Below are 26,110 nucleotides of genomic sequence, written 5' to 3'. Positions count from 1 at the left end.
AGCAAGAGGTTTTTATTGAGTCAACATACACAGGTTTGGAATGAGAAAACCTTACGATATTCGGGGTTCTCATTCAATATGCAAAACAGTAAATTATCTATATAAATCAATGCGTTGTCAATAATCACACAAGTACGGGCGGTGTACAAAAAATCTGGTGTAATGCGCTTTCAAACCATTGGCTCAAAGCTCGATCATAGATTAAACGACCTTTCAAATGTGCACAAGCAGGTTGAGCACCTTTTTCAGTCAATTTATGTGCCGAACGCACGACCAAACGCCGCATCATAGCGCGTGTAAACTCAGCATGAAACTGCAAGCCCCATGCATTGTTTCCATAACGAAAAGCTTGTGTAGGATATGTATTCCCTGTTGCCAAAAGCATTGCCTCTTTCGGTAAATCATAAATACCTTCATCATGGAAATGGTAGACCATTTCTGGCCAATTCATCAATTCCTTCCCTTGTGGGGTTGCTTCTAGTGGATACCAGCCGACTTCAACAGTCCCATCACTTCTTGTACCAACGCGCCCCCCTAGATTTCGCGCTAACATTTGTGCTCCAAGACAAATACCCAAAAAAGGCTTATTTTCCTTTAGTGATAACGAAATCCAATCAATTTCCTCACCAATATAAGCTTCGCTGTCATTCACACTCATCGGCCCCCCTAAAATAACAACACCGGCATAATGCTCTAATGTATCAGGGAGTTTTTGTCCAAAAATAGGACGATAAATATCAAGAACAAAACCTTTTTGTTGTAAAAATTTTCCCAAACGACCAGTATAGGTAGAGCGCCGATGAATAACGACAGCAATCCTTGGTTTGTTATTTTTTTGTTTTTTATCAAGACATCTCTGATTTAAAAACATTTTCTAACCAATCACCTCTGCTACCAAGCAAAACTTTATTTTTAAAGCATAAGAGAATAATTTTATTGGAAAAGACTAACGATATTTTTTCTTCTAGGTCAATTGTTTCTTCTGAGAAAACATTCGTATTATCACATTGGTGCAATTTAAAATAAACGAAACTTTTTCCTCGATAAAGATGTTTCTTCTTCTGTTTTAACCCCTGGATCATCAACATTTAAATGAATTTGACTGAACATTTTTACATCTTGTTCTTTTATATCTTGTTTCTCCACCTGCACATTATGCAAAAGAGAATTATCTATAGGTGTTAATTTTTCCAGCTTCTTATCTTCAACATCATCACTTTTTCCCATAACATACTCTTTGTCTTGCTTTTTCGGCACAATATTGTCCGCCTCTAATGTGAGAGAAGGCATACAGGGAGGCGCCTTCCATTCAAAACAGCCCAAACGTCCACTGATTGGAGAAACCGCTGACCAAGAAGAAAAAATGGACCCATCACACATCCATACTGGATCACGTTCAGCACGAAGTGCTAAAGAAAGCCATTGACGCACAGCACCTTGATTGTTTCCCTGTGCCTCTTCAATATCTGCCAACAATAAATAAACACTTTCCCGTGGATGACATTGTAATGCTTTTTGTGCCTTCTCTCTTGCTAATGCTGTTTCACCAGCATCCAAAGCTGCTTTAGCAATAAGGAAAGCCGACTCAAATGCATCTTTATTATAAGAAGCAAGTGTCTTAGCCCTTTTCAATCGCCCAATGGCTCCTTCTTCTCTTTCAAGATAAAGCGCCCCCAAATCAGGATGAGGATTCTTTTGCCAAGCCGCTATAATCATTTTATCCGCTTTACGCGTTTCATTTAACTTATAAAGAATATCAGCAGCAATAACTATTATTGGAACAAAATCAGGCGCCAATTTATGGGCTTTCAAAATAGCTTCACGTGCTTGTACAGGATGTGTATCAAACAAAGAAAGTGCCTGCCCACTTAGTAGTAAAACCTGTATATGCTGCCGCTCTGGAGTCGCGCGAACAGAACGCGGGAGAGCTTTTTGCGTTCTTTCAAAAACAGTAAGTGCCTTATCCCATTTACCTTCAGCACTTAACCGATCAAGCACCGCCTTATGCGCCCATAAAAGTGCTGGCGATAAGGTCAGTGCCTCTTCGGCATATTGTTGCGCTGCCTCATAAGCTTTACTCTTCATTGCTTCACGAAACAAACCATAAAGTCCAACCAGTTTTGTCGGATCTTCCTTTCTCATCTCCTCATAAAGACCGATGGCGCGAACAGAGTCATTTTGTAAAGACAAGGTTTGCGCTTGTAAGAGTTTTACCAATGGCTCTCGTTTTCCTGCAAGATATTTAGCAACCCGTGCTTCCATTTTTTGCGCAACCATACTATCACCAGCAAAAGTTGCAAGAATCCCCTTTGAAAGAGCTTCGTAACCACGCTTTTGGTGGCGTTTATAAAAATAATTGGAAAGAGCACTCGGTATGGAAAAAAAGAAAGATAATAACCACCATAAAAGCACCAGCGTTATAAAAAACAAAATAAGCACACTTAACACTGTAAGAAATGAAGCAGAAAATCTGAAATGCAAAAATGTGAGAACAAAAATACCATTGTGATTAGCAACCCACGTGAAAGCTAAACCGAGGATACAAACAACAAAAATATAAATAAAAACACGTATCATCTTGGGCCTATTTACATCTTTGTTGCTTTAAAAGATCCTTGTTGCACAGACAATAACAATTGCTGCAACAACTGTTGAATAGCAATATGTCTTTCAAGCTGCTTAACAAAATCCATTGAAACATCTTTTGCACTTTGAGGCAATGATTGCCATTCGCTCAAAGCCTTTTCGTAATCACCAGCTTGAATGGCAACTTCCATGCGTGCCGCAATAGCCTCCAGCGTTGTCCCTTCAACATTTCCAATCGGTCGCGAAACAATGAGCCCTTTTATCCACGCTAAAATTCGGTCAAAAAAACCAGCATCTGACGCAACAAGATTTTGCGTACCAACAATTGCATCGGCAACATGAGCAAAATCAACTGAAAGTTGTGCTGAACTTGGAAGACCCACAGTAGCTGTTTTTTGCAACACATCAAGTCCATTAATCGAAGGCGATAATTGCTGTAACAGCTTTAGTTCATTATTATAAGATCCACCACGCTCTACAGCATTTTTTAATGAACTAATTGCAGTAAAGAGCGCGGTATCTATTTCTTTTTTCTTACTATTTTTAACAGCAGTTTCTTCCTGTAGTGCTTCTAACTGTTGTTTTAACGCAGCAAGATCATTTGCATTTCTCTGCCCAACAGACAAAGCCGTCTCTATATCTTTCGACTTTCTAACAAAAGTTTGTACAATTTCTTCAAGAGCTTTTACTTTTTCCTCTAAAATCGCAAAAGCTTTTTTGCTTTCTTCTTTCGATAGTTCATCATTTTTCGTTGTTTTAAACTGTTGTGATGAAAAAGAAGACAACTCTGTTTTTAACGCATCGATTTCTTGAAAGACCCGCCTCAATTGTTCCTTTGTGTCTTCACCTTGACTTTTTGCGGCTTCAGCAATCTGCAAAGCTTTTTCTCCTCCAGCAGAATTTTCCACAAAAGGAGAAGGAAAAAAACCAGCCCATTGAAGCCCCATAAAAATTCCCAAAGCAATGAATCCTCCCAAAATCCCAGAAAGCGACAAGAAAAGCCAAGTTGTACTAGAGGTACTTTTATCCTGACCTTGCATATTCTGTTTTTCTCGCGCATGAGCTTCTACAGAATTGTGGATTTTTCCCTCTGAATCATAGGGAACAGCTTCATGTTCAATAACTGGTTTCTTACGGCGCGTACCAGCATAATGTGGTTTAACTTTTGGTTTTGAAGAATCGACCATCTCTGTCACTTTTCGTGCACACTTTTTTTAATGATAAAATAATAAAATGAAAAAAGTTTTAAAAACGCAGCTTTTCTCAATAATATTTACAAGTATCGCCTTTAATAGACAAGTTTTTAAAAAAACATTTGCATTTTATACTCGAAAATACAGCTTTATTTTTTAATCAACGATATCATAAAATTCAAAGAAATAGAAAAAACAATTCTAAGAGAAATACTTTCCATCTTTTTCTGTTCATGGTACGCACGCAAGAAAGAAGCTTCAATATAAGGTTTTGTTTAAAATGCGTCTGCTGGGAATAGAAACAAGTTGTGATGAAACGGCAGCAGCTGTCATTGAATATAACAATGAATCAAACAGCCGAATTCTTTCCAATGTTGTTTGGAGTCAAATTGATCACCATGCACCTTACGGCGGTGTTGTTCCTGAAATTGCTGCTCGAGCCCATGTTGAAGTTCTTGATCATTTAATTCTGCAAGCACTAACAGAAGCAAACACAAAATTAAAAGATATTGATGGCATTGCAGCCACCAGTGGTCCTGGTTTGATAGGAGGATTGTTAGTAGGCGTTATGAGCGCAAAAGCACTCTCTCTTGCCACTGGCAAGCCATTTATTGCGGTAAATCACTTAGAGGGACATGCTTTAACAGCTGTGTTAACGCACAACGTCAGCTTTCCTTATTTATTACTTTTAGTTTCAGGGGGTCATACACAAACAATCATTGTTCATGGAGTAGGTAACTACCAACGTTTAGGAACCACTATTGATGATGCATTAGGAGAAGCATTTGATAAAACAGCAAAACTTTTAGGTCTTCCTTATCCTGGTGGACCAGCACTTGAAAAAGCAGCTTTATTTGGTGATAAAAATCGCATCCCTCTTCCACGACCTTTAAAAGGTGAAAAACGGTTAGACTTTTCTTTTTCAGGACTCAAAACTGCTGTTCGACAAGCCGCAACAGCCATAGCTCCCCTTACAGAAAATGATATTGCTGACATTGCCGCAAGTTTTCAAGCCGCTGTGACCGATACAGTACATGATCGTATTCACCTAGCCCTACAACACTTTACCCACCAATATCCTCTCTCTCATGATCAAGAAAAGCGTTCTCCTGCTTTGGTTGTCGCAGGCGGTGTTGCCGCAAACCAAGCCATTCGCTCTACGTTGCAAGAACTTGCCCATCAACATGGTTTTGAATTTATAGCCCCTCCTCTTTCCTTGTGTACCGATAATGCTGCAATGATTGCTTTTGCCGGTGCACAAAAACTCGCACGAGGAGAAACAAGCTCTCTTGACATTGCACCCCGCTCACGCTGGCCATTAGATGAAAACGCCGCGCCCTTGATCGGGATGGGACGCCGTGGAACAAAAGCATAATAAAATTGACGTCCCACACACACCTTAAAGAATGAAGATTTCTACTCAATCCGGTTTATAGATAGCCCGAATTCTCTATCGAGCAGATTCCAACCTGCTTCCCATTCACACAATTCACTTAACCCAAAGCTCGACACGTAAACCTAAATATTCACCACATATTCTGAAAACCTTCATGTTTCAAAAAACTGCCTTATATCATTACATTTCAAATGACGGTATTTTACAGCATAATAAGATCTACTCTCTCCCACGAAGCATAGATATGAATGCCATTCGTTGACCTCTTCATCTTTGACCATTCATTCGTTTCATTGCCATTGTAATCTTAAAGCTTTTTAGAACCAATTTTCTTCATTTTTTCCAAAAAACTCTTATAGTGACCGCATTTCAAACCATAGCTGAAAAGATAAGAAAAGAGCAAAATACCTTTATACAACATGAAATATCAATGGAGCGCGTCTCTCTATTTTGAAACAAGAAAAAAAGATAATAGCCGTTCTTTACCCCATTTTAAAAATCATCGTTGATGGTATTACAAAGATACTTATAAAAATGCATAACAATCTATGAAAAAGGAGAACTCATGGCTTATTGGCTTTTTAAATCTGAACCCCATAAATGGTCATGGGAGATGCAAAAGAAAAAAGGAGTTAATGGCGAACAATGGGATGGTGTACGCAATTATCAAGCCCGTAATAATATGCGTGCTATGAAATATGGCGATAAAGGTTTTTTTTATCATTCAAATAAAGGTTTAGAAATTGTAGGAATTGTAGAAATATGTGCTGAAGCGCACCCTGATTCTACAAGCTCTGATCCACGCTGGGAATGTGTGGACATCCGTGCACTTTGTGACATGCCAACACCTGTTTCATTAAAACAAATTAAAGCCAATCCCAAACTAGCAAATATGGTGCTGGTCAAAGCTAGCCGCTTATCAGTGCAACCCGTAACAGAAGATGAATGGAAAGAAGTCTGTTTGATGGGCAACCTTAAGGAGGAAATGCTTTTATCTTAAAACAATAGTTTTTTATTCATTAACTCATATAAAAAGATGCTTCGTAGCGCAGAAGAATAAGCTCAACACATCCTTCTGTTGAGGTATTCTTATGCTAAATGCATAAATATGATATTTTTTTGTCATTTTTTATCCTGCACTCTTTCTCAATACAGTCTCCTTCCAAATTACACAAAAAACCTCTTTATGATGCATCTTTTCGGCATTGCTAAAGGCAAAGCTTGCTCAACGATTATAATAAGCACCACCACGAACATAACACACAATCCCCTTCACACACAAATGCAACAAAAAAACAAAACTGAACGTGGATAAAAACAATAAAAACGATCGTGAAGTTCTCCTAAACAGTGCATATGTGCTAGGTGTTGCACAATTCTCTTCACGCTTAAAAAACGCATCATATTGCGTGTTCATTGTTTTGCATGTTGGACGAGTGCGCCTCATGCCGCAGGATTCTCTCATTCCCAACCTGTTTATATTGAATCAATCAAAAGCTATTTGCTTGCACATTACAAGCGGAGAAAGTCCCATATGGATAAAAACCGTGAAAGAAAGGACTAAAAATTCCTCCTATGAATCGTCTCAAGTGCCAAGGACTATCCGCAACACCCACGAGCTGGCAAAGTGAATGATAGTGCTAGCTTGTTTCTCCATAAAGCGTAAAGATGATGACACTCAATAGCTAAAACACGTTCTAGAACATAAAAAACGCTTCCAACCAATACGTAAAATACTCTGCAGACGGAATACCTTCTTTTCAGCAAGCAACCATTAGAAATTATAAAAGTTTATTTTTTAGAAACGCTCTTTTTTAATTTTTCTCTTTTAATTTTTCTTGCATGAAATCTCATTTTTCATGAAACTATACCAATCAGTGCATCAACATGCCTATAAGGAACAACATGAACCACTATACTCTTTTAATCGTTGAAGATGATGATCTACGCCCCATTTTAGTAGAACAATTGCAAATGCATCAAGAGTTTAAAATTTTCCAAGCAAAAACAGCAGAAGCGGGAATGAAAATAATCCAAGAAGAAAATATTGATCTCACTATTTTGGGACTTCAACTTCCTGATCTTGATGGTTGCAAAGCAGTTAAACAATTACGCTCCCAAGGATTTCGTGCCCCCATTATCATGATAACGAATTATGATACAGACTGCGATAATATTTTAGATCTTGAAACAGGCGCCAATGATTATGTGACAAAACCCTTTCGCTTTGCGGTGTTATTAGCGAGAATTCGAGCACAGTTGCGCCAATATGAACAAAATGAAGACGCAACCTTTCATATTGGTCCCTATACTTTTAAACTAAGACAAAAACTTCTTCTTGATCAATGCAACAATAAAATCTGTCTCACAGAAAAAGAAGCAGCGATCCTTAAATGTCTCTATTATGCCAATGATAAAATTGTCAGCCGTGAAACATTGTTAGAACAAGTTTGGGGATATAATGAAAATATTGTCACCCATACTCTAGAAACCCATATCTATCGTTTGCGACAAAAAATCGAAAACGATCCCTCCAATGCACAAATTCTCATGACAGATCAAAATGGTTACCGTTTAAATCTTTAATTCGAGATTTACTGTTTCAAAAATAATTTTAATATCCTAAATGAAAACAGAAAGAGATGAAAAAAACTTCGCGTATAATTCAAATGCTATTACATAAAACTTACTCTTATCTGTACTCTTATAACAAAATATATAACATTATGAATAAAAAACGAAATATTCAACATGATAACCAGAAACAAAAATGCTTTCAAACCTCACGATATACTTTGTAACTTCTGTTTCACATACTTTTGTTCTTTCTAAAATTTTTAATATGTTCCGCATATAAATAATCGTGATATCTTTTAGCAACATTCTTGATCATAACTATCATCTTTAGATGAGTGCTATTTATGATTATTTTTTTCAGAAAAACCGCTCCACGCAATGCTTTATCTTATATTCACTAGCCTAAATTGAGAGATGTTTTTTATCTTTATAGTTTTCCTCCATTCTTTATGATTTTATCTCCTCTTAAGAGGTTGTATAATTAATGATATAACGCTAAATGTTTATCCTAACGATAAAGCCACTGAGCACCACCATCTTTACCCTTATAAAAGAACAAGCCGGCACCATCACACACTTTGTTAGATTTCAATGTTGCAGAGGAGCCCTTGACACTTGAGAGATGGTTCATAAGAAGCATTTTAATCCTTCCTTGTACAGTTTTTAACCACCATGAACCATATTATGCAAGATCCCTTGGACTCTGCTATTTTTATGCTTACGAAGATACCAGCATTTTTTCTTTTAAAATGTTTCCACTATTCATGAAATATGGTTCAGTATATAGATACTTGAGATTTTTTATTCACATGCCAATTCCACATATAATGTACAAAAGAATATTTTTTAATTGTAAATGCAAAAAATTGAAATAAGAGAATCCTTCTATATTTGCGGTTCTTATGCCAAAGGCAAAATGATTAATTATCTTTATAAATTAAAATATTTCGCACTTGTGGTGATAACGCAGGAATAAAAATACGTCGCGACTGACGACGCTGTACGAGCAAACCCTGATAAACACGTTTTTGTGCCTGACACATTAAGAGTCCACCAAAATAAGGCAAAAGATAGCGTGCAAATGGCTCATAAAAAAATGAGAACAACCGCGAAACATAACCCGTAGAGGGCATATAATGTACAATTTCTTGTATTGGCCCAGAAACAAAATTTGTTTTTTCAAACAAACGAGTAATTTGTTGCCGACTATAGGGTTCGCCATAACCAAAGGGCGTAGTAATATTGCGCGCCCAAAAGCCAGAGCGATTAGGTACAATAACGATCAAGTGGCCATTGGGTGCTAAAACACGCCATATTTCATTCAACGTTTCAAACGAATTTTCTGTATATTCTAATGCATGTACCAATAAAATACAGTCAACTGACGCATCAGGAAGTGGCAAATCTTCTTCAAAAACAAGCGCTGTAGCAACTTGCTCAGCACAAGGCCAAGGCGAAGCACCCTGAGAAGCTGGCATAAAAGCAAAACATTGTTGGGCACGTTCACGCAATGTAGAAAGATAAGGAAGCGCATAACCCAACCCCATAATCCGTTTATCCGTAAGATCAGGCCACCATAAATTCAATTGGTCACACAGCGTCTTTTGCACACGCAGCCCAAGTGCAGAAGCATAAAAATCTTTCAGCGTAACGATATCCAACTCAACATACCATGTAGAAACAAATTTCAAACATTACAGATTTTCATATACCAAACTTATATGGACTTCTGCTCTTTTTCCGCAATAGCGAACATTTTAATATTTCATATTTTAAACTTAAATGATCAAAAAATCAGTACAGCAGGATAATTATTGCCTTACAAGCACTTTAATCATTTTTTGGGAGATGAACTCCATAGAGGTTCTTCATACACTGTTTTTGACATCAATTAAGAAAAAAGCCAACACTGGTTAATTAAAATGAAGCAATCTTTCAAGATAGTTTTTTTCTTCTTCTGAAAGATGCTCTTTACCAAGACGTTTGCGAATTTCATCCAAAATCTGCCGCGTACGCATTTGATCACTTTCTTGTGGTAGTGCCTCACCTTCTTGTTTTTCATCTGTTTTTGAAGAAAGTGGACGTCCTAACGGATCTTTAGGACCAGAATCAGCATTTTGATCATCTCCCGTTTCTTTGAGTGTTTCGCGCATTTTTTTCAAAACATTTTGTGCACCTTGCCTCAAAGATTCCAAAGCATCAGACTGATTTTGTATAGATACCTGATGATTTCCATTATCAAGAGCATTTTCCGCAGAATTCATTTTTTCTTCTGCCCTTTTCAACGCGCCCCCTGTTTCAAATCCTTGTTCTGATAATTCTTTTTCTAATGTTGATAATTCAGACTGCAATTCAGCTTGACGTTTTTTTAAAGATTTTTTTTGTGTTTCTGGCACATCTTCTCCGCGTTTTTGTTCCATCTCTAACTGATGTGTTTCATTGAGAATTTCTTGCTGACGACGCATTAAATCTCCAAGCTGGTCCATCTTTTCTTTCATTTGTACAGATTGGCTTTTTTCTCCCTCATTTTGATTGCCTTTTTGCACATGCAAATGATCAAGCGTCTGTTCAACTTCCGCCAAGAGTTGTTCAGCTGCTAAAGAAGAGCCCGTTTTAGCCATTTCCTCAATTAAATTTAGTTTTTCTTGTAATGTAGATTCAGAAAGATTAGGACTTTTTGAGCTTTTAGAATTTTTAGAAACTTGACTATCCGGTGCTTTTTCAGCCAAAGCACGAATATACTCATCCATAGCTTGACGTAAATCTGCCATAAGCCGTTCAATTTCTGCCGCTGAAGCACCGTAACGCAGTGCATCACGTAAAGCAGCTTGTGCTTGTTTTAACTTTTTTTGCACGGATTCAAGCTGATTATCTTCAATACCCAAAGCAATTTGCCATAAATAATCCACCACATCGCGCAAATCCTCGTCTGTTTGTGCTAAAGAAAGTCTTGTCCACGCACTTTGTAGAACAATAAAATGCGATGCATTTTGCAACCCCTTTTCTGGACGCACAAGCAAAGCAGAAAGCATATCCAATACACGCTCTTTCACAGAAGCATCAAGAGCTAATAAACGACGCAATTCAACCACTGCGCGTGCAACAGGATTCGAAAAAACACGCTGTGGTAATATCATAACAAAAGTTTTGCTACGCCCTTTCTGCCCCGCACCATCTTCTGCCACCAAAGTAATTTTGACTTGCGAACCTGCCCATGGATGCGCTGATATATCCTGCACCATTCGCATTTTCCCCTTTCCACCACGCGGAAGAAGAAGCTCTATTTCCGGAGCATTATAAAGAGAAGAAGCACTTTTATTCTGAGGAAGAAAAGGCTCTATTTCAACAAAAGCCTTTGTCACACCATAATCATCATCCACCACATATCGTAACTCCAACGATCCCGTTAAAATCCTCCCTGGTTTTTCCAGCCAATGAATTGTCGGAAGCTTGTCCTTAATTATCTGCAAATGCCACTGCTGTTTTTTACGACGTGATGATACAAATAAATTTATTGAATGCTTTAAATGTGTTTCAAAATGAACGATTGGATCATTCAAAGCTGTTTGTTCCGTTTTCTCTGAAAACGAAACTTCCCTCCCATCTTCTACAGACTTTGCTTTTACTGTAATACCAGCTCCATTGACAACACGCACAACAACATTACTCCCTTCAGGGATTTCTAGTTGTGTTTTCTCATCTTTTGTCAAATAAATCGGTGCCACACCGGTATAAGCTGGGGGTGTTACCCAAGCATCAATCCGCATGAGTTTTTCATCAACGACAGGACGAAAATCAAAGGCATCAGCCAAACGCCCCCCTTGTGAACCAAAAGAAAAACTAAAAGCGCACACAAAAAGAAGAGCACACAAAGCCCTCAAAGCCAAAGGATCATAATCCGCACTATTAAGAGAGATAAATCCAGTTTTTAAATGGTATAATTGCTTTGCCATTCGGCGTTGATGTTCACGCCAAATAACAGCACTAAAATCTTCATCATTTTCAGAACATAAACGATCTGTCTGAATATTCAAAGGCTGGTGTCTAAGATCATTGACGCGTTCAAGGCGGCAATTTACTTCCCGCATTGTGGGAAACCGAAAACGAATAAGAAAAAACAAACTTGCCCCAGCACAAACAAGTATAACCCCAAGTAAGAGCAAATGTGACCAATAGCCCAAAATGCCAAAAAGTCCCAACCAGCTAAACGAACAAAAGAGACTAAGAACGAGGAAAAATGGCAACAACCGTACCCACATCCGTTCAAATGAAAGGATCCCCCACATCAAAATGCGCACACACAAAAGCTTCATTGCAAAACCTTTGATGTTTTTATTTTTCATAAACAAGCATTTATCCCCTTTTATCGTGGTGCATTAAGATCATAAACCCCATACAAAACAATTTCTAGAAAATAAATTGTTTCATCAAAGTTTAGTAAAAATAAGACCCAAAATATTTAATAATGCTCAATCTAATTTGGGCTCAATCCAATCTGGAATATGATCACAGCCTATCAATTGTGCATAATCAAGGCGTGGACGAATGACTGCATAACGTGTATCCTGAACCAAAACTTCCGGCACCAAAAGTCGACTATTATAAGTGCTTGCCATCACTGCGCCATAAGCCCCTGCTCCTGTTAACATCAAAACATCACCCGCTTTCAACACTGGTAAAGAACGTTCCAAGCCTAAATAATCACCAGTTTCACAAATGGGACCAACAATATCAGCATTAATCAGAGGGGCATCTACTGGTGTTTTTTTCACTGGCATTACATTTTGCCACGCATCATAAAGCGTTGGACGCATGAAGTCATTCATCGCCGCATCAACAATAACAAAATTTCGTCCTTCCCCCTTTTTTAAATACACAACCGATGTCACCAACACACCAGCCTCACCAACAATACTACGCCCAGGTTCTAAGATAATATTGATCCCTAAAGGCGCAATATGTTTCTTTACCAGTGCTGCATACTCAAAAGGAGAAGGTACTGGATGCTGCTCATAACCATAAGAAATACCAAGCCCGCCCCCAATATCGATATGGGTTATCGCATAACCATTATTCCATAATTGACGCACAAAATCTGCAACAATAACAAATGCATCTTCAAACGGTTTTAAATCACAAATTTGACTGCCAATATGGAGATCAACACCACACACATGAAGACCGGGCAATTGGGCTGCTTTTTTATATGCATCACCCGCCAAAGACAGTGGAATACCAAATTTATTCTCAGACTTACCTGTTGTAATTTTCTTGTGAGTCTTAGCATCCACATCAGGATTAATACGTAAAGAAATACGAGCCGTTTTTGAAAGCGCAGCAGCCCGCGCCGATAATTGTTCAAGTTCTGGCTCTGATTCAACGTTAAAACAATAAATATCTTGTGCAAGAGCAAAATCTATTTCTTTCACTGTTTTACCAACACCAGAATAAACAATATTCTGCGCAGGAATACCAACAGCAAGTGCACGCCGTAATTCCCCTTCTGAGACCACATCAGCTCCCGCTCCATTGTTAGCTAAAAGTTGTAAAACCGCTTGATTGGAATTCGCTTTAACCGCATAAGCAATTAAACTCGGCATATCATGAAATGCATTCTGATAATCTTTAAAATGTGCAACGATTGCGCTAGCTGAATAACAATAAAAAGGTGTTTCAACTTTCCGCGCAAGTTCCAAAAGCGAAAGACCTTCAGCGTGGAGCACACCTTGATGATAAGAAAAAAAACGCATAAAAATCCCTATTGTATCAACCTATCAAGAATAAAAGGTTTATCTGTTTTTCCTTGAGGAACAAAAGTTCCTTGTGAAGAATTCACTCCTGTTGAAGGAGGTAACTCTAATGACCCTTTACGCCCACACCCAACGATACCCAAGCCCCCAAAAAGGACAATCATCACCCCCTTTAATATAATTTTCATCTGTCCTCTTTCCTCATCTCGATCTCTTTTTTACCTTTAAAATACAATCACTCAAGCGCTCACGAGACGCTTTTTCCAATACGCAATTTGCCGAAAAACCTCTGAAGGCGCTGTTCCCCCAAAGCTTTTGCGACTTTCAACAGATTTTTCAACGGTCAAAACATCAAAAAGTGTCGCATTGATATCAGGACAAATTGCTTGAAGTTCATCTAATGATAAATCATGGAGGCGACACTGTTTTTTTTCTGCCAATGCCACAGCACACCCTGTGATGTGATGTGCTTCGCGAAAAGGAATCTCTGATTCGCGTACAAGCCAATCAGCAAAATCTGTAGCTGTTGCATACCCTAAATCCGCTGCTTGTTTCATGGCTTTTTTATTCACTTTCAAATCAGCAATCATCCCTGTCATTGCTGCTAGTGATAATTCCAAACTCAAAGCCCCATCAAACACATATTCTTTATCTTCTTGCATATCCTTTGAATAAGCAAGCGGTAATCCTTTCATCACCGTTAACAATCCCATAAGCGCACCATTCAATCGACCTGCTTTCGCTCGTACTAACTCTGCCGCATCAGGATTTCTCTTTTGTGGCATAATAGACGAACCCGTTGAAAAAGCATCTGATAAATGAATAAAACAAAACTGTTCACTTGACCAAAGAATTATTTCTTCTGCTAAACGTGAAAGATGTGTTGCACAAAGAGCGCCAGCGCTTAAAAATTCCAATGCAAAGTCACGATCTGAAACACTATCAATTGAATTGCGTGTAGGTTCGCGAAAGCCTAGCGCTTTTGCTGTCATAAAACGGTCAATTGGAAAGCCTGTCCCCGCTAAAGCAGCCGCTCCTAAAGGCGATTCATTCATTCGCTCAAGAGCATCACGCATCCGCGATAAATCTCGACCAAACATTTCAACATAAGCCATCATATAATGACCCAATGTTACGGGTTGAGCCAATTGTAAATGCGTAAAGCCTGGCATAAAGGTATCAACATGTTGTTCTGCGCGAATAAGTAATTGCTCTATCAATCCTTTTAAAGCTTGTGCTATCTTTTGCGTTGCTTCACGTACCCACAAGCGAAAATCAACAGCAACTTGATCATTGCGTGAACGCGCCGTATGCAAACGCCCAGCTACAGGACCTATCAATTCGCTCAGCCGCGCTTCAATATTCATATGAATATCTTCAAGCTTTCGTGAAAAAACAAATTTACCGTCTTCAATTTCTTGGCGAATAAGTTTCAAACCATGAACAATTTTTTCATAATCTGATTGTGAAATGATTTTCGTTTGCGCTAACATAGCTGCATGAGAAAGAGAACCTTCAATATCTTGTCGATAAAGTTTTTGATCAAAATCAATAGAAGCATTAATTTCTTCCATAATTGCAGCAGGGCCTGCCGCAAACCGACCACCCCACATTTGGTTCTTTAACTTCTCATCTGTCATATTCTGAAAACACCCATCCAAAGGACAAAATTATGATTTTTCAAATTTTCATCAGCAAAAAAAACAATAAAAAAAGGCAACTTTCCCTTGCATTCTTTATCATTGCATTGAGTTTATACGCAACCATAAACTACGATACCAAAAGAGAGTTTTTTCTTTTCAATTTCATTTCAGCAGCACAAGCACAAGAAATAAACATTAATAAAGCACGAGCAGAAAAAATGATGGCGATACGAAAAGCAGCAAAAGGCTTTTTTAGCCACATACGATTTGCTGATACACCCTCAGATATGAATAAACTCTCTTTCAAGGATATTCTAGGAAAAGAGCACACACTCAGCGAATTTACTGGAAAACCAATGCTGGTCAATCTATGGGCTATTTGGTGTGCACCTTGCCGCACAGAAATGCCTGAACTTGCGCAATTAAAACGTGAATTAGGTGGAGAAAACTTTGATGTCATAGCTATTAATATCGATAAAACTGCTTCTCCTGAAAAAATTCAGCAATTTTTACAGAATATTCATTCAGATAATTTACTTTACTATCGCGATGAAACAATGGATATTTTCAACAATGTTAGAAAACAGGGGCTCGCTTTAGGACTCCCCATTACATTGCTCATTGATAAAGAGGGATATCTCATTGCTTCTTTCAATGGTGCAGCTCCATGGGCCAATGACGATGCCAAAGCACTTATAAAAGCAGTCATTAAAGAAGCCCTATAACTTTAATAACCGCGTCTTTTTAAACGTTGTATAACAAGATCCAGTGCTGACAAAAAAGCAGAACGGTCTTTACGAGAAAAAGGACGGGGACCACCTATTATACTGCCCTGTCCACGCAAATCTTCCATCAAATTGCGCATCGCCAAAGCCTGACCAATTGAATTTACATCAAAAATACGCCCCGTTGGCGAAAGACAAAAACCCCCAGCTTGCACAACCCGTGCTGCTAAAGGAATATCACTGGTAATAACGATACTTGCCTCATGCACATGTTCTACAATCCAATCATCAGCACCATTGAATTCACCAGCAACGACCACTCTTTCAATGAGTGCTTCATCTGGAAGGGACAAAGAACGATTTGCCACAACAAATGTCTTAAGCTGATAACGATTCATCACACGATAAACTTCATCTTTTACAGGACAAGCATCCGCATCAATCAACAAAGTGATAGCAGGCTTTATTGGGATATTCATACCTTGGCTTTCAAGCAATAATAAGCTCTTTCATTCATCTGAATGTTGCAAATCCTTGCGATAAAACATTATCGCCGCGTTTATTTCTCCTCCCAAAATAAAAATTGCACTCAATATGTAGAGAAAAATAATAGCAACCATAATAGATGCCAACCCTGCATAGGTAGAAATATAATCAAACATCGTTAAATATTGCGCAAAAGCGATAGAAGCCATAAACCATATAAACATTGTCACCACTATTCCTGGTAAAATATCTATAATTTTCCGCCGCCCTGCTGGAAGCCATTTATGAACAATCAAAAGACTGATAAACAAAATAACGATTGCAACTGTATAACGCCATACACGAATAACAGCAATATATTCAGTCATAAAAAAAGAATGATTTTGCATAATTTTGATCAACAAAGGCGCCAGAATCAATAAAAAACTAATCACAACAAGACCAACAGCTCCAAGGATTACAAAAAACAGGCTTTGAAAACGACAAAATAACAAACTCCGTCGATCAGTAACACGGTAAGCTTTATTTAAAGCCGTACGCAAAGCCTCTATCCCATTAGAAGCAAAATAAGCCGCTCCAATGACAGAAAGCGTCAACACACCTCCTCTATGAATGGTTAAAACATTGACAATTTCCTGAGATAAAGGCTCTGCAATAACATCAGGCAATAACTGCACCAGTGCTTTAATTTTTTGCGGTGTATAGGTAAAAGCCCCTAGAAAACGAGCAAACGATGTTCCAAAAATAAAAAAAGGGAAAAATGCTAAAAGCCCCGATAGCGCAACATGGCTTGCAAAAGCACTCCCATTATCACGCCAATAATGACTTACTGCGTCACCCAAAATACGATAGCTATACCAAAAGATATTTTTTAACAAAACTCAATACTTTCTGGTAAAACTCTTCCTCAGTCTATTTCAAGTTTTATAAAAATCATCAAAACTCTGCAAATAAACATTTTGCAATGTTGCAATATAAAGGTCAATAATCAATACGGTCAAGCCCGACTTTATACCAAAACAAAAACAATAACCCACTCTATGAAGTTCTACAACGACCTCATTTTTTTGTTACTTCTACAGATCAGTAACCTCTTCTGTACATCATATGCCCTATAGAGAGCTAAGCAAGATGATCGTGCACACATAAAACCTTTTGAAGTCATGATTATCTGTATCGGAGCAATCGCCCCTCCTTTTTATTGCAATCTATGACTGAATAAAGAAAAAACTTCTTATCGATTTCTAGAAAAAACCAACGAAATTCAACAAAACCCCCTTGCTTTTATTCACCCTTTTTTAGAAACACTCTGACGTCCAAAATCAGGAGCATCAATTTCCTGTCCAGCATCAATAATATTGCGACGTACAGCACGCGTACGTGTAAAAAAGTTAAACAGTGTCTCACCATCTCCTAAATGAATTGCCCGTTCTAAAAAAGCAAGCCCCTCACTAAAACGGCTCAACATTTCTAAAATAGCATCCTTATTATGCAAACAAATATCTCGCCACATAACGGGATCAGAAGATGCTAAACGCGTAAAATCACGAAAACCGGAAGCGGAATAAGCAATCACTTCCGAATTTGTTACTTTTTCTAAATCACTCGCTGTCCCAACAGTATTATACGCAATCAAATGGGGTAAATGTGAAACAATAGCCAAAACAAGATCATGATGCTTAGGTTCCATCTTTTCGACACGCGCACCACAAGCTTCCCAAAACGCTGTTAATTGTGCGACAGCAGTAGCATCGCTATCCGCAAAAGGCGTTAAAATACACCAACGATTCATAAATAAATCAGCAAAACCAGCATCCGGTCCTGAATATTCCGTTCCAGCAATTGGATGCCCTGGAATAAAATGAACCGTTTTTGGCAATAAAGGTGCCATTTCCGCAATAACCAACGCTTTCGTAGAACCAACATCACTCACAATCGCTCCAAGTTTTAAATGATCACGAATAGTTTTTGCCACTTCTGCACTAGCTCCAACAGGAACAGAAAGAATAACCAAATCTGCTCCTTCAACAGCTTTTGCATTATCTGTCGTATAAAAATCCCCAAGCTCCAATTCACGCGCTCTTTTCAGGGTTTCTGGACGACGTGTTGCAATAGAAATCTGAGCCGCAAGATTTTTCTTTTTAATCACTCTTGCTAAAGAAGACCCAATCAGACCGATCCCAATGAGTGCTATTTTTTCAAACTGAATATGGAGCATCTTTCACCTTCAAAGATTCTTTGCAAATGGCAATAAAGACAATTGTAAAATCACAATTTTCTTGTTTGTTTGTTCAAGAGTTATGCGTAAAACATTAAAAAATGACAACTAGGGAATAAAGAATAACGCAGTTTACCAATTATCACCTGCGCAAGCTGACAACAGATCAATTTACCTAGAAAACACATAAAAAATAAATGACGAGAAATCTAACATCACGCTCTAAAACTCCCTCTTAATTACTGATCAAAGCGCATCACCGAAACAAAATAAAATGCACTCTCAATTAGGATAACAACGACTCTACATAAAATCCCATCAGTTTACTTTATCTTACTAATTTACTCACAAAAAAACACATCAAAAGCGTAAGCGGACACTAACTCTTCTCCAATTATCCCGATACGTTCATTAATTTGTACATTAGACCTATATAAAAACGTATTACGCCTCCACCTACAACATCAACATAAGTTTCGCGAATATTGAAAACACCGTAAAACAACGCATACCAAAAGATACCATTTAAAACATTTTCCTCTCCCGATTCCGGATACCATAAATCAAATAAATATGAGAAAAACACGCCCTCTCAATAAAGAAAAAGTTTGATAACAAAAACACTGAACATCCCTTTAATGGAATCACACCCCTCGCGTAAAATAGAACGCCCTAAATAGAATAGATTTGGATTACAAATTCATGCGTTTGTTTTAAAAAGGCATCTCGCTCCCCAGCCTATCTCACGACAATGTTCGTAAATGTTATAACTATAAATCCATTAAGCACGACCCTCTTTACACTTAATAAAACACTATTATTATATTTTCCTACCCCCAATGTTGCAAAAAACCTTGGAATTTGAGAGCATTCATAAGAGGCATTTTTAGTGCTTTCTTGCACAGTTTTTATCCACACGCCCCCACTTATGACGTGTAAAAGACATTGTTCTGATTGATTCAATATAAAAAATAATAAATTATTAATAATAAACCAATGGCTAGCTTTGTTTATGAGACACATTCATTGCTAAGATAATCATCTCTGTATCAAACATAAAAGTTTCCCCATAGGTGCTGTCGTTTTCATCATAATCTATTTTGACCTTCTCCTCATCCCACGAAGATTCTTAATTCATACAGATCTGCACACCGTTCATTTTCTTGTCTAAAAGATTCCTCTGGCTCACTATTTTATGTGATTCAATTAATCTATAGTATATTGATTTATAAAAATAATAATTTTTTTCAATTTGAATCATAACTTCGAATACTGTAAAATTCTTCCATCACAAACCCTCTTATCAATTAAAATCTCTTGTCTACACGTCACAAGAAGACATGTGAGAAAAAATGATGAAAAACGCTTTCTAATGCTAAAAACTGTAGCAACATTAGAGGCTAGCAAAGTATATAATGAGTGTCGACTTGCACTTTTATTAAGCGTAAAGATAGAGTTGCTCTATGGGTTTTATATTCTTCACAAGGAACTTTACTTCTACACCATTCATAAACACCGCCTCGAAATAGATATGACGCGCATTAAAAAATATTTCTAAGAAAGCGTATGAATCTACCATACAAGTGTCTTCTGTTGTTTGAGATACTCTGTTTTACATGGGGGTGTTACTCCATTAAGACTCTATGAACCAACCTAATATTCACCAAATATCCACACAAAAAAACATCGAATACATAAAATTTGATATGAGCCTCGTATCACTACTCTAAAAAACAGTACTTTACGATACAACAAAATAATAAAACTGTTTCAAAATGGCCTTTTGAAAATAAACTATTTCTTTTGAAGAAAAATTTCTATCAAGCTTTCAAGCTCCTAAAATGCATCCTCAAAAATACAAGTTCCACCAACCTCTACTTGATAGCATAATAGTTTTAATTGCTGAAAATGCCTCTGTGGTATACCAAAAATAAAAAATCATTATATTTCTAGGCTGTTAAGCTGCCATCTGGCGTCGTGCAATAATTGTAAGCCCTAACAAAACTTGACGAATGATAGCTTCGCCCAAAAGTGGATTTTTACGACTGTCTAAAACAGCACTCTGAATTCTTTCCATTGCATAAGAAATTTGTTCTAATTTCCAATATTTTAAAGCTTGTTCAACGATCTTTTTCCGTTGAAAAAAAATGGGAGGACGAGCTTCAGAAACCACCGTAAAAGGCGATTTTCCTTCAACCTCTACCTGATAACGCAATAGCTGTAATTGCTGAAAATGCCTTTGAGCTGTACTCAAAATTAAAAAAAGTGCCCCATGCACTGCTGCATGTCGGTTAAAATGCGCTTCAAAGCCTGATATATCGCCCAATAAAAGAGCATCAATGACTTCATCTTGAGAAAGAGCACTGACATCGCTTACAACAGCTTTCACATCTTCAAGAGTAACGTGAGCATTTGCAGCGTAAAGACAAAGCTTTTCTAATTCACCTCGTGATACAAGGCGATCCGCCCCTAAACTTTCATGCAACCATCTACGTGCATCTAAAGAAAGAGTCTTCTTAAACTGTCCTAAAACCTCATCAATCAACCCGTCAAGAGAACGCATATCATCGGCAAAACAGGGCAAAGCCATCGCTTTTGATGCCGTTTCAACAGCATTGCGCAACCCTGTTCCTTTTTTTAAATCCCCTGCCTCAATGAGAATAAAACAAGCTTCTGGTGGCTTCTCAATTAAAAGTTTTAAAGCAGCAAGAAAACCTTTTTGGTTAGCAGCATTAGAGATCCATATCAAACGATCTCCCCCAAAAAGCGATAACGTACGCGCTTCATTTTCCAAACGCGCAGGATCTTTATCAATTTCAGCAGCATCCAAACGAATTGTCGAAAATGGATCTTCTATTGCTACCCGTGTAAGTTTTGCAAAACATTGTGCACGCTCACAAACAAGACCACGATCTGGCCCATAAATGAGAACAATAGGAAAAGCACGTGAAAAACGCATTAGAAACTGATCAACTTCATGTGCTTTTTTCTGAGCCACACTATTAATCCATTAACAGTTCATCATCATCAAGAACTTCCCCACGAACTTTCTGAAACATGCCAATTAAATCATTGACATTCAAGCCCTTACGCTCTTCATGACAGACATCCAAAATCACTTTTCCACCATGCAACATCAAGGTGCGATCGCCATAATCAAGAGCCTGACGCATAGAATGAGTCACCATGATAGTCGTTAATTTTTTCTCTTCAACGATTTTTTCAGTCAACCGCATCACAAAATCAGCCATTCCAGGATCAAGTGCTGAGGTATGTTCATCAAGCAATAAAACATCCGCATGTGCTAACGTTGCCATCACAAGACAAACTGCTTGGCGTTGCCCACCTGATAAACTATCCATAGGATTATGAATATATGCTTCAAGACCAATGCCTAATTGAGCAATTTTCTCTCGAAAAAATTGCCGTTTCTCATAATTTAAAGCTGCACGCAAACCACGACGACTTCCTCGAAGAGCAGCAAGAGCCAAATTTTCTTCAATTGTTAAAGAACCACAACTTCCCTCTAACGAATCTTGAAAAACACAAGCAATTTTTCCAGCGCGTTCACTGACTGATTGCCTAGAAACATTTTGTCCATTGATAACCACTTTCCCTGTTGAAGGAAGCGTTGCACCCGCTAAAACACTGAGCAAAGTTGATTTACCAGCACCATTTGAACCAATAACCGTAACAAAACTACCCTGATCAATTTTCAGGTTAATATCAATTAAAGCCTGTTTTTCCAAAGGTGTTTGCGGTTTAAATGTGACCCCAACATGAAAAAATTCAATCACGTTTACGCCTCCTCCAATAGCGTGGCACAATAAGGGTTAAAATAACCAACAGTGAAGTAATCAACTGAAGATCTGTCGACGTATCAATACCAATTCCATTTGCTTCAAATGCAAATTGCACCGCCACACGATAAAGCACAGACCCTACAATACAGCTGATTATAATCCAAAAAATATTGCGCGTACGAAAGAGAGTTTCACCGATAATCACGGCTGCCAATCCAAAAACAATTGTTCCAATTCCACCGGTAATATCTGTTGCAATCGCAGTTTGAATATAAAGAGAACCACCAAGTGCCACACACGCATTGGAAAGCCCCATTCCAAAATATATCAATGCTGATGTATGAACACCTTGCGCCGTCGCCATGCGTGGATTAGCTCCCATTGCACGCATAGCAAGACCAATTTCACTTTCCAAAAAGCGCCAAATCAAAAACGCCATAACGAGCAACACAATACCAATGAAAAGAGGGCGCACAAAAATATCAGACAAACCAAACAGATTATAAAAGGGCGTTAACGCCGTATCAGCAAGAGCTAAATTAACATTAGACCCTCCCATAATTCCCATAATACGAAGATTAACCGTATAAAGTGCCGACATTGTTAAAATAGAAGCTAAAAGATTCAAAATGCCAAAACGCAAATTCAACATAGCCGTTAATAAACCAGCCACCATACCTGCACAAAAAGCACATGCCATAGCTGTCCATGCATTGAAACCCAAGAGAATCAAAACACCACAGACACAGGAACCAAGAAGAAACGATCCATCAACTGTTAAATCAGGAAAATCTAAAACCCGAAATGAAAGATAAACCCCTATAGCAACAAACGCATAAATAAGGCCTAATTCCACAGCACCAGAAAACGCAAATATATTCATGTAAAAACAATCTCCATGAAAACTTAACGTATTTTTATAGGATCAACACTTTGATCAATAAAAGTTATTGAATCACTTTTGTTGCACGGTCAATAACTGCCTGCGGAATAACAATCCCTGCTTTTTGGGCTGCTTTCAAATCAATTCGAATGTCATTATTAGCTGCCTGTACAACATCAATATCACCAGGTTTTTCACCCTTTAGAATACGCACGACCAATTTTCCAGCATCAACCCCTACATCATAGAAATTCACACCTTGCGTCATAAAAGGCCCGCGCCCGATAGTATTAGCATCAACAGTAAATACAGGCATATTGGCTTCCTCTGAGACCTTTATTGCACCTTCTAAAACAGATAAAATCGTATTATCAGCAGGAACAAAAATAATATCGACCTTACCGATTAAAGCGCGTGTTGCTGCCTGCACATCTGAAGGCTTTGGTGCCGATGAGGGAATAATTTCAATTCCAGCTTTTTTTGCTACATCCTTTAACGTTTTAAGTGTCGAAACAGAATTTGCCTCAGAAGCATTATAAAGATAACCAATTTTTTTCAAATCTGGTTTTACTTCTTGTAAAAGTCTAACACTTTCTGCAACATCTATACGATCAGAACTCCCCGTCATATTACCGCCAGGTTTGGTAAGTGAAGAAACGATTTTAGCTCCGATAGGATCAGAAATCGCTGCAAAGACGATAGGAATTGTTTTTGTTGCCGCAAGCATCGTTTGTGCTGAAGGCGTGGTAATTGCTACAATAACATCGGGTTTATCACCAACAAATTTACGTGCAATTTGCGTTGCTGTTGAAATATTACCCTGCGCTGATAAAAAGGTAAGTTGAAAATTTTCACCTTGCTTATAACCATTTGCTGCAAGCACATCTTCCACACCTTTACGAACAGCATCCGCAGCAGGATGGACCATAATTTGCGTTATTGCAACTTTAACGTGTTTAACTTGGTCATCGGCCTTTGCAACACTGTTCATCATAAAAACAGTTGCAATGATAATCCCTAATATATTTATTCTCTTCAACATTATATTCCACCCCTCTCCATGCAAAAATTAAAAAAGGAATAATTTATTACTGAAGAATTTTCTAAAATCAATCTTTATTTCATTTTATTTAAACATGGACAAAATAAATCAAACTAAAATGATATTTTTTTGTTGCAATTCGTAGAAGCCTACGCCATACAGACAAGACATATATCGAATCGGTAAGCGGGTGTAGCTCAGGGGTAGAGCACAACCTTGCCAAGGTTGGGGTCGTGGGTTCGAATCCCATCGCCCGCTCCATTGAATTTTGTATTTATTCGTTCTTGTATGGAGTTATAGCTTGTCATCGGTTGTTGTAGCTGTATGTAGCTTGCCAGCAGGTTTTGTATATTTTTCCACTCGGTTTTGTATCAATTTACTTTTTTCAAAGTTTTTCTAAGATTCGTAATTTCTTGTGAAGCATCTATTGGATTGGGGCTTAGATCTAAGATAATAATTTTTAACTTAGACGGATTTTTTTACAGCCCCCGTATAAAAATTAATTAGAAATGATGAACAATAACAAGAAAAACAAATGTTAAACAAATCAAAAATTGACTTATCATTAGAGAATAATTTTTGTTCAAAAGTACGTTTTTTACCAAAATTGTGCCCCAAAATGAAGGTTGTTGATTTTTCAAATGGCGTATCTTCTATTAATTCAACATTTGCTTCAGATACATTCAATATTATCTCTGCTAAAAATTTACAAGAAACTATACCGGTAGAGCAGGCAAAATCTATAATCGCTTCCTTTAATGCGCAGAAACTACCTTTAGCTTGGTGGGTTGGACCTCATTCGTCTCATTATAAAGTTGATGAAGTTCTCTTATCTATTAGCTTAGAGCATGTTGAAACAGAGGTAGGCATGGCAGCTTTAGCGCAAAATATAGACTCACATGTTACTTCTATGCCGGATAACTTCAAAATCAAGGAAGTTGAATCACTTCAAGATTTTAGAGATTATGGAAATGTTATGGCATCAGTCTTCGAGCCTTTTGATGAAGAAGCAGTTATATTTTATGAAACAATAGGCCGTTGTTATAAATAAAGACTCTGATGTAGAGATGTTCGTTGGTTATATAAATAACAATCCTATAGCAATATATTTTTGTATTAAAGCAGATGGAGTTGGTGGAGTGTATGATATTGTCACCAATCCAGATTTTCAGAAAAGAGGTGTTGGGTCATTCATGACAAAAATTGCTATTGAGCATTTAAAAAGAAAGAAATGTCATGTTATTGGTATGCAAGCCTCTCACGAGGGAATTGGCATTTATAAAAAATTGGGCTTTACAAACTTTGGTGAATTTAAAATTTATTCCAATAAACACATGGTCATTGAGTGATGAATTCTTTTTTGCTCATCAACTAAAAGAATTTATTATTTTCAGCAGAGCTCAAATATGATCAAGCAATCGATAAAACCAAGGAAGCTTGGCCAATCCCCTTTACTACTGATAGTGAAAAGCTAAAATCATTACAAATATAATTGTTTTAAATGACTCGCTCAAATTTTCTTATTTTCTTACTTTGTCTTAAATAAAGATATCTATCACAAATCTAAGTTGAATAAGTGTAAATTTTTTATATGATCAATAATCTACTGTTTGTTACTGATAATTATGAAGAACTCGAAAGCAAATATTTAGAACGACAGTTGCATCATAGTTTGTTAGATGGTTAGTCTGTTAGTTAATTAATAGAAAAAATTTTCGCTTTATAAAATAACCAAAGGAGCTTAAAAAAACTTTCAAAGATCATTTAAAGGTCCTTTATGTGTATTGTTTCTTTTTTATATCACAGTT

Annotated in this window: 22 protein-coding genes and 1 tRNA gene; 7 read left to right on the top strand and 16 right to left on the bottom strand. The window is 37.6% G+C overall.

The annotated features are described in order from the left end of the window. Positions 1-124: 124 nt before the first annotated feature. The 3 genes from ACFILA_RS01025 to ACFILA_RS01015 form a co-directional block, all read right to left on the bottom strand. Positions 125-871: a glutamine amidotransferase gene (locus tag ACFILA_RS01025; RefSeq protein WP_273790078.1), complete on the bottom strand. Its 747-nt coding sequence runs from the start codon at positions 869-871 to the stop codon at positions 125-127. A gap of 146 nt (positions 872-1,017) precedes the next feature. After that, positions 1,018-2,577 carry a heme biosynthesis protein HemY gene (locus ACFILA_RS01020; protein WP_375660498.1) on the bottom strand — a complete coding sequence of 520 codons (1,560 nt, stop codon included), beginning with the start codon at positions 2,575-2,577 and terminating at the stop codon, positions 1,018-1,020. Between the two features lie 11 nt (positions 2,578-2,588). Continuing rightward, positions 2,589-3,773, bottom strand: a complete 1,185-nt coding sequence (locus tag ACFILA_RS01015; protein ID WP_375660497.1) for a COG4223 family protein — start codon at positions 3,771-3,773, stop codon at positions 2,589-2,591. Between the two features lie 286 nt (positions 3,774-4,059). Between ACFILA_RS01015 and tsaD the strand changes: the two genes are divergently transcribed. The 3 genes from tsaD (at position 4,060) to ACFILA_RS01000 (ending at position 7,761) form a co-directional block, all read left to right on the top strand. Beyond that, on the top strand, positions 4,060-5,154 hold the full coding sequence (gene tsaD, locus ACFILA_RS01010) for a tRNA (adenosine(37)-N6)-threonylcarbamoyltransferase complex transferase subunit TsaD (RefSeq protein ID WP_273790081.1): 1,095 nt from the start codon (positions 4,060-4,062) through the stop codon (positions 5,152-5,154). A gap of 586 nt (positions 5,155-5,740) precedes the next feature. Beyond that, positions 5,741-6,175 carry an EVE domain-containing protein gene (locus ACFILA_RS01005; RefSeq protein ID WP_273790082.1) on the top strand — a complete coding sequence of 145 codons (435 nt, stop codon included), beginning with the start codon at positions 5,741-5,743 and terminating at the stop codon, positions 6,173-6,175. 905 nt (positions 6,176-7,080) lie between these two features. Then, positions 7,081-7,761, top strand: coding sequence for a response regulator transcription factor (locus ACFILA_RS01000; protein WP_375630684.1), 681 nt, complete (start codon positions 7,081-7,083; stop codon positions 7,759-7,761). A 499-nt stretch (positions 7,762-8,260) separates the two neighbouring features. On the opposite strand, the gene ACFILA_RS00995 is transcribed toward ACFILA_RS01000, so the two are convergent. The 6 genes from ACFILA_RS00995 to argH all read right to left on the bottom strand — a co-directional run bounded on the left by ACFILA_RS00995 (position 8,261) and on the right by argH (position 15,142). Further along, positions 8,261-8,392, bottom strand: coding sequence for a DUF4102 domain-containing protein (locus tag ACFILA_RS00995; protein ID WP_375630682.1), 132 nt, complete (start codon positions 8,390-8,392; stop codon positions 8,261-8,263). A 280-nt stretch (positions 8,393-8,672) separates the two neighbouring features. Continuing rightward, positions 8,673-9,443 carry a class I SAM-dependent methyltransferase gene (locus ACFILA_RS00990; RefSeq protein WP_273790085.1) on the bottom strand — a complete coding sequence of 257 codons (771 nt, stop codon included), beginning with the start codon at positions 9,441-9,443 and terminating at the stop codon, positions 8,673-8,675. 222 nt (positions 9,444-9,665) lie between these two features. Continuing rightward, positions 9,666-12,095 carry a TIGR02302 family protein gene (locus ACFILA_RS00985; RefSeq protein ID WP_375660496.1) on the bottom strand — a complete coding sequence of 810 codons (2,430 nt, stop codon included), beginning with the start codon at positions 12,093-12,095 and terminating at the stop codon, positions 9,666-9,668. Between the two features lie 126 nt (positions 12,096-12,221). Next, on the bottom strand, positions 12,222-13,502 hold the full coding sequence (gene lysA, locus ACFILA_RS00980; RefSeq protein WP_375659812.1) for a diaminopimelate decarboxylase: 1,281 nt from the start codon (positions 13,500-13,502) through the stop codon (positions 12,222-12,224). Positions 13,503-13,510: 8 nt separating this feature from the next. Further along, the gene (locus tag ACFILA_RS00975) at positions 13,511-13,690 is read right to left on the bottom strand and encodes an LPS translocon maturation chaperone LptM (RefSeq protein ID WP_375637319.1); all 180 of its coding nucleotides are present in this window, start codon (positions 13,688-13,690) and stop codon (positions 13,511-13,513) included. A 51-nt stretch (positions 13,691-13,741) separates the two neighbouring features. Beyond that, positions 13,742-15,142, bottom strand: a complete 1,401-nt coding sequence (gene argH, locus ACFILA_RS00970) for an argininosuccinate lyase (protein WP_273790089.1) — start codon at positions 15,140-15,142, stop codon at positions 13,742-13,744. 32 nt (positions 15,143-15,174) lie between these two features. On the opposite strand from argH, the gene ACFILA_RS00965 reads away from it, so the two are divergent. After that, positions 15,175-15,870: a TlpA disulfide reductase family protein gene (locus ACFILA_RS00965; RefSeq protein WP_273790090.1), complete on the top strand. Its 696-nt coding sequence runs from the start codon at positions 15,175-15,177 to the stop codon at positions 15,868-15,870. A 2-nt stretch (positions 15,871-15,872) separates the two neighbouring features. Here ACFILA_RS00965 and ACFILA_RS00960 read toward each other — a convergent pair whose 3' ends face one another. The 7 genes from ACFILA_RS00960 to ACFILA_RS00930 all read right to left on the bottom strand — a co-directional run bounded on the left by ACFILA_RS00960 (position 15,873) and on the right by ACFILA_RS00930 (position 24,302). Then, a complete protein-coding gene (locus ACFILA_RS00960) occupies positions 15,873-16,349 on the bottom strand; it encodes a YaiI/YqxD family protein (protein WP_273790302.1) in 477 nt (158 codons plus the stop codon). Between the two features lie 30 nt (positions 16,350-16,379). Continuing rightward, positions 16,380-17,234 carry a YihY/virulence factor BrkB family protein gene (locus tag ACFILA_RS00955; protein ID WP_273790091.1) on the bottom strand — a complete coding sequence of 285 codons (855 nt, stop codon included), beginning with the start codon at positions 17,232-17,234 and terminating at the stop codon, positions 16,380-16,382. Positions 17,235-17,644: 410 nt separating this feature from the next. Next, on the bottom strand, positions 17,645-18,574 hold the full coding sequence (locus ACFILA_RS00950) for a prephenate/arogenate dehydrogenase family protein (RefSeq protein WP_273790092.1): 930 nt from the start codon (positions 18,572-18,574) through the stop codon (positions 17,645-17,647). A gap of 1,957 nt (positions 18,575-20,531) precedes the next feature. Continuing rightward, the gene (gene holA, locus ACFILA_RS00945) at positions 20,532-21,572 is read right to left on the bottom strand and encodes a DNA polymerase III subunit delta (RefSeq protein ID WP_375660495.1); all 1,041 of its coding nucleotides are present in this window, start codon (positions 21,570-21,572) and stop codon (positions 20,532-20,534) included. A 4-nt stretch (positions 21,573-21,576) separates the two neighbouring features. Beyond that, positions 21,577-22,371 (bottom strand): ABC transporter ATP-binding protein, encoded by a 795-nt coding sequence (locus ACFILA_RS00940; RefSeq protein WP_273790094.1) that lies wholly within the window; start codon positions 22,369-22,371, stop codon positions 21,577-21,579. Then, positions 22,364-23,260 (bottom strand): ABC transporter permease, encoded by an 897-nt coding sequence (locus ACFILA_RS00935; protein WP_375660494.1) that lies wholly within the window; start codon positions 23,258-23,260, stop codon positions 22,364-22,366. The genes ACFILA_RS00940 and ACFILA_RS00935 overlap by 8 nt, the downstream gene beginning before the upstream one ends. A 64-nt stretch (positions 23,261-23,324) precedes the next feature. Beyond that, positions 23,325-24,302 carry an ABC transporter substrate-binding protein gene (locus ACFILA_RS00930; RefSeq protein ID WP_273790096.1) on the bottom strand — a complete coding sequence of 326 codons (978 nt, stop codon included), beginning with the start codon at positions 24,300-24,302 and terminating at the stop codon, positions 23,325-23,327. A gap of 186 nt (positions 24,303-24,488) precedes the next feature. Between ACFILA_RS00930 and ACFILA_RS00925 the strand changes: the two genes are divergently transcribed. The 3 genes from ACFILA_RS00925 (at position 24,489) to ACFILA_RS00915 (ending at position 25,651) form a co-directional block, all read left to right on the top strand. Continuing rightward, positions 24,489-24,563 (top strand) — tRNA-Gly (locus ACFILA_RS00925). Between the two features lie 274 nt (positions 24,564-24,837). Beyond that, a complete protein-coding gene (locus ACFILA_RS00920) occupies positions 24,838-25,353 on the top strand; it encodes a hypothetical protein (protein WP_375660493.1) in 516 nt (171 codons plus the stop codon). A gap of 16 nt (positions 25,354-25,369) precedes the next feature. Beyond that, entirely contained in the window at positions 25,370-25,651 is a 282-nt protein-coding gene (locus ACFILA_RS00915; protein WP_273790135.1) for an N-acetyltransferase, read from the top strand. Positions 25,652-26,110: the final 459 nt, after the last annotated feature.

It is taken from the genome of Bartonella sp. CL71SXKL, from assembly GCF_042194935.1.
Lineage (GTDB): Bacteria > Pseudomonadota > Alphaproteobacteria > Rhizobiales > Rhizobiaceae > Bartonella.
This window is presented reverse-complemented; position numbering and strand designations above follow the sequence as displayed.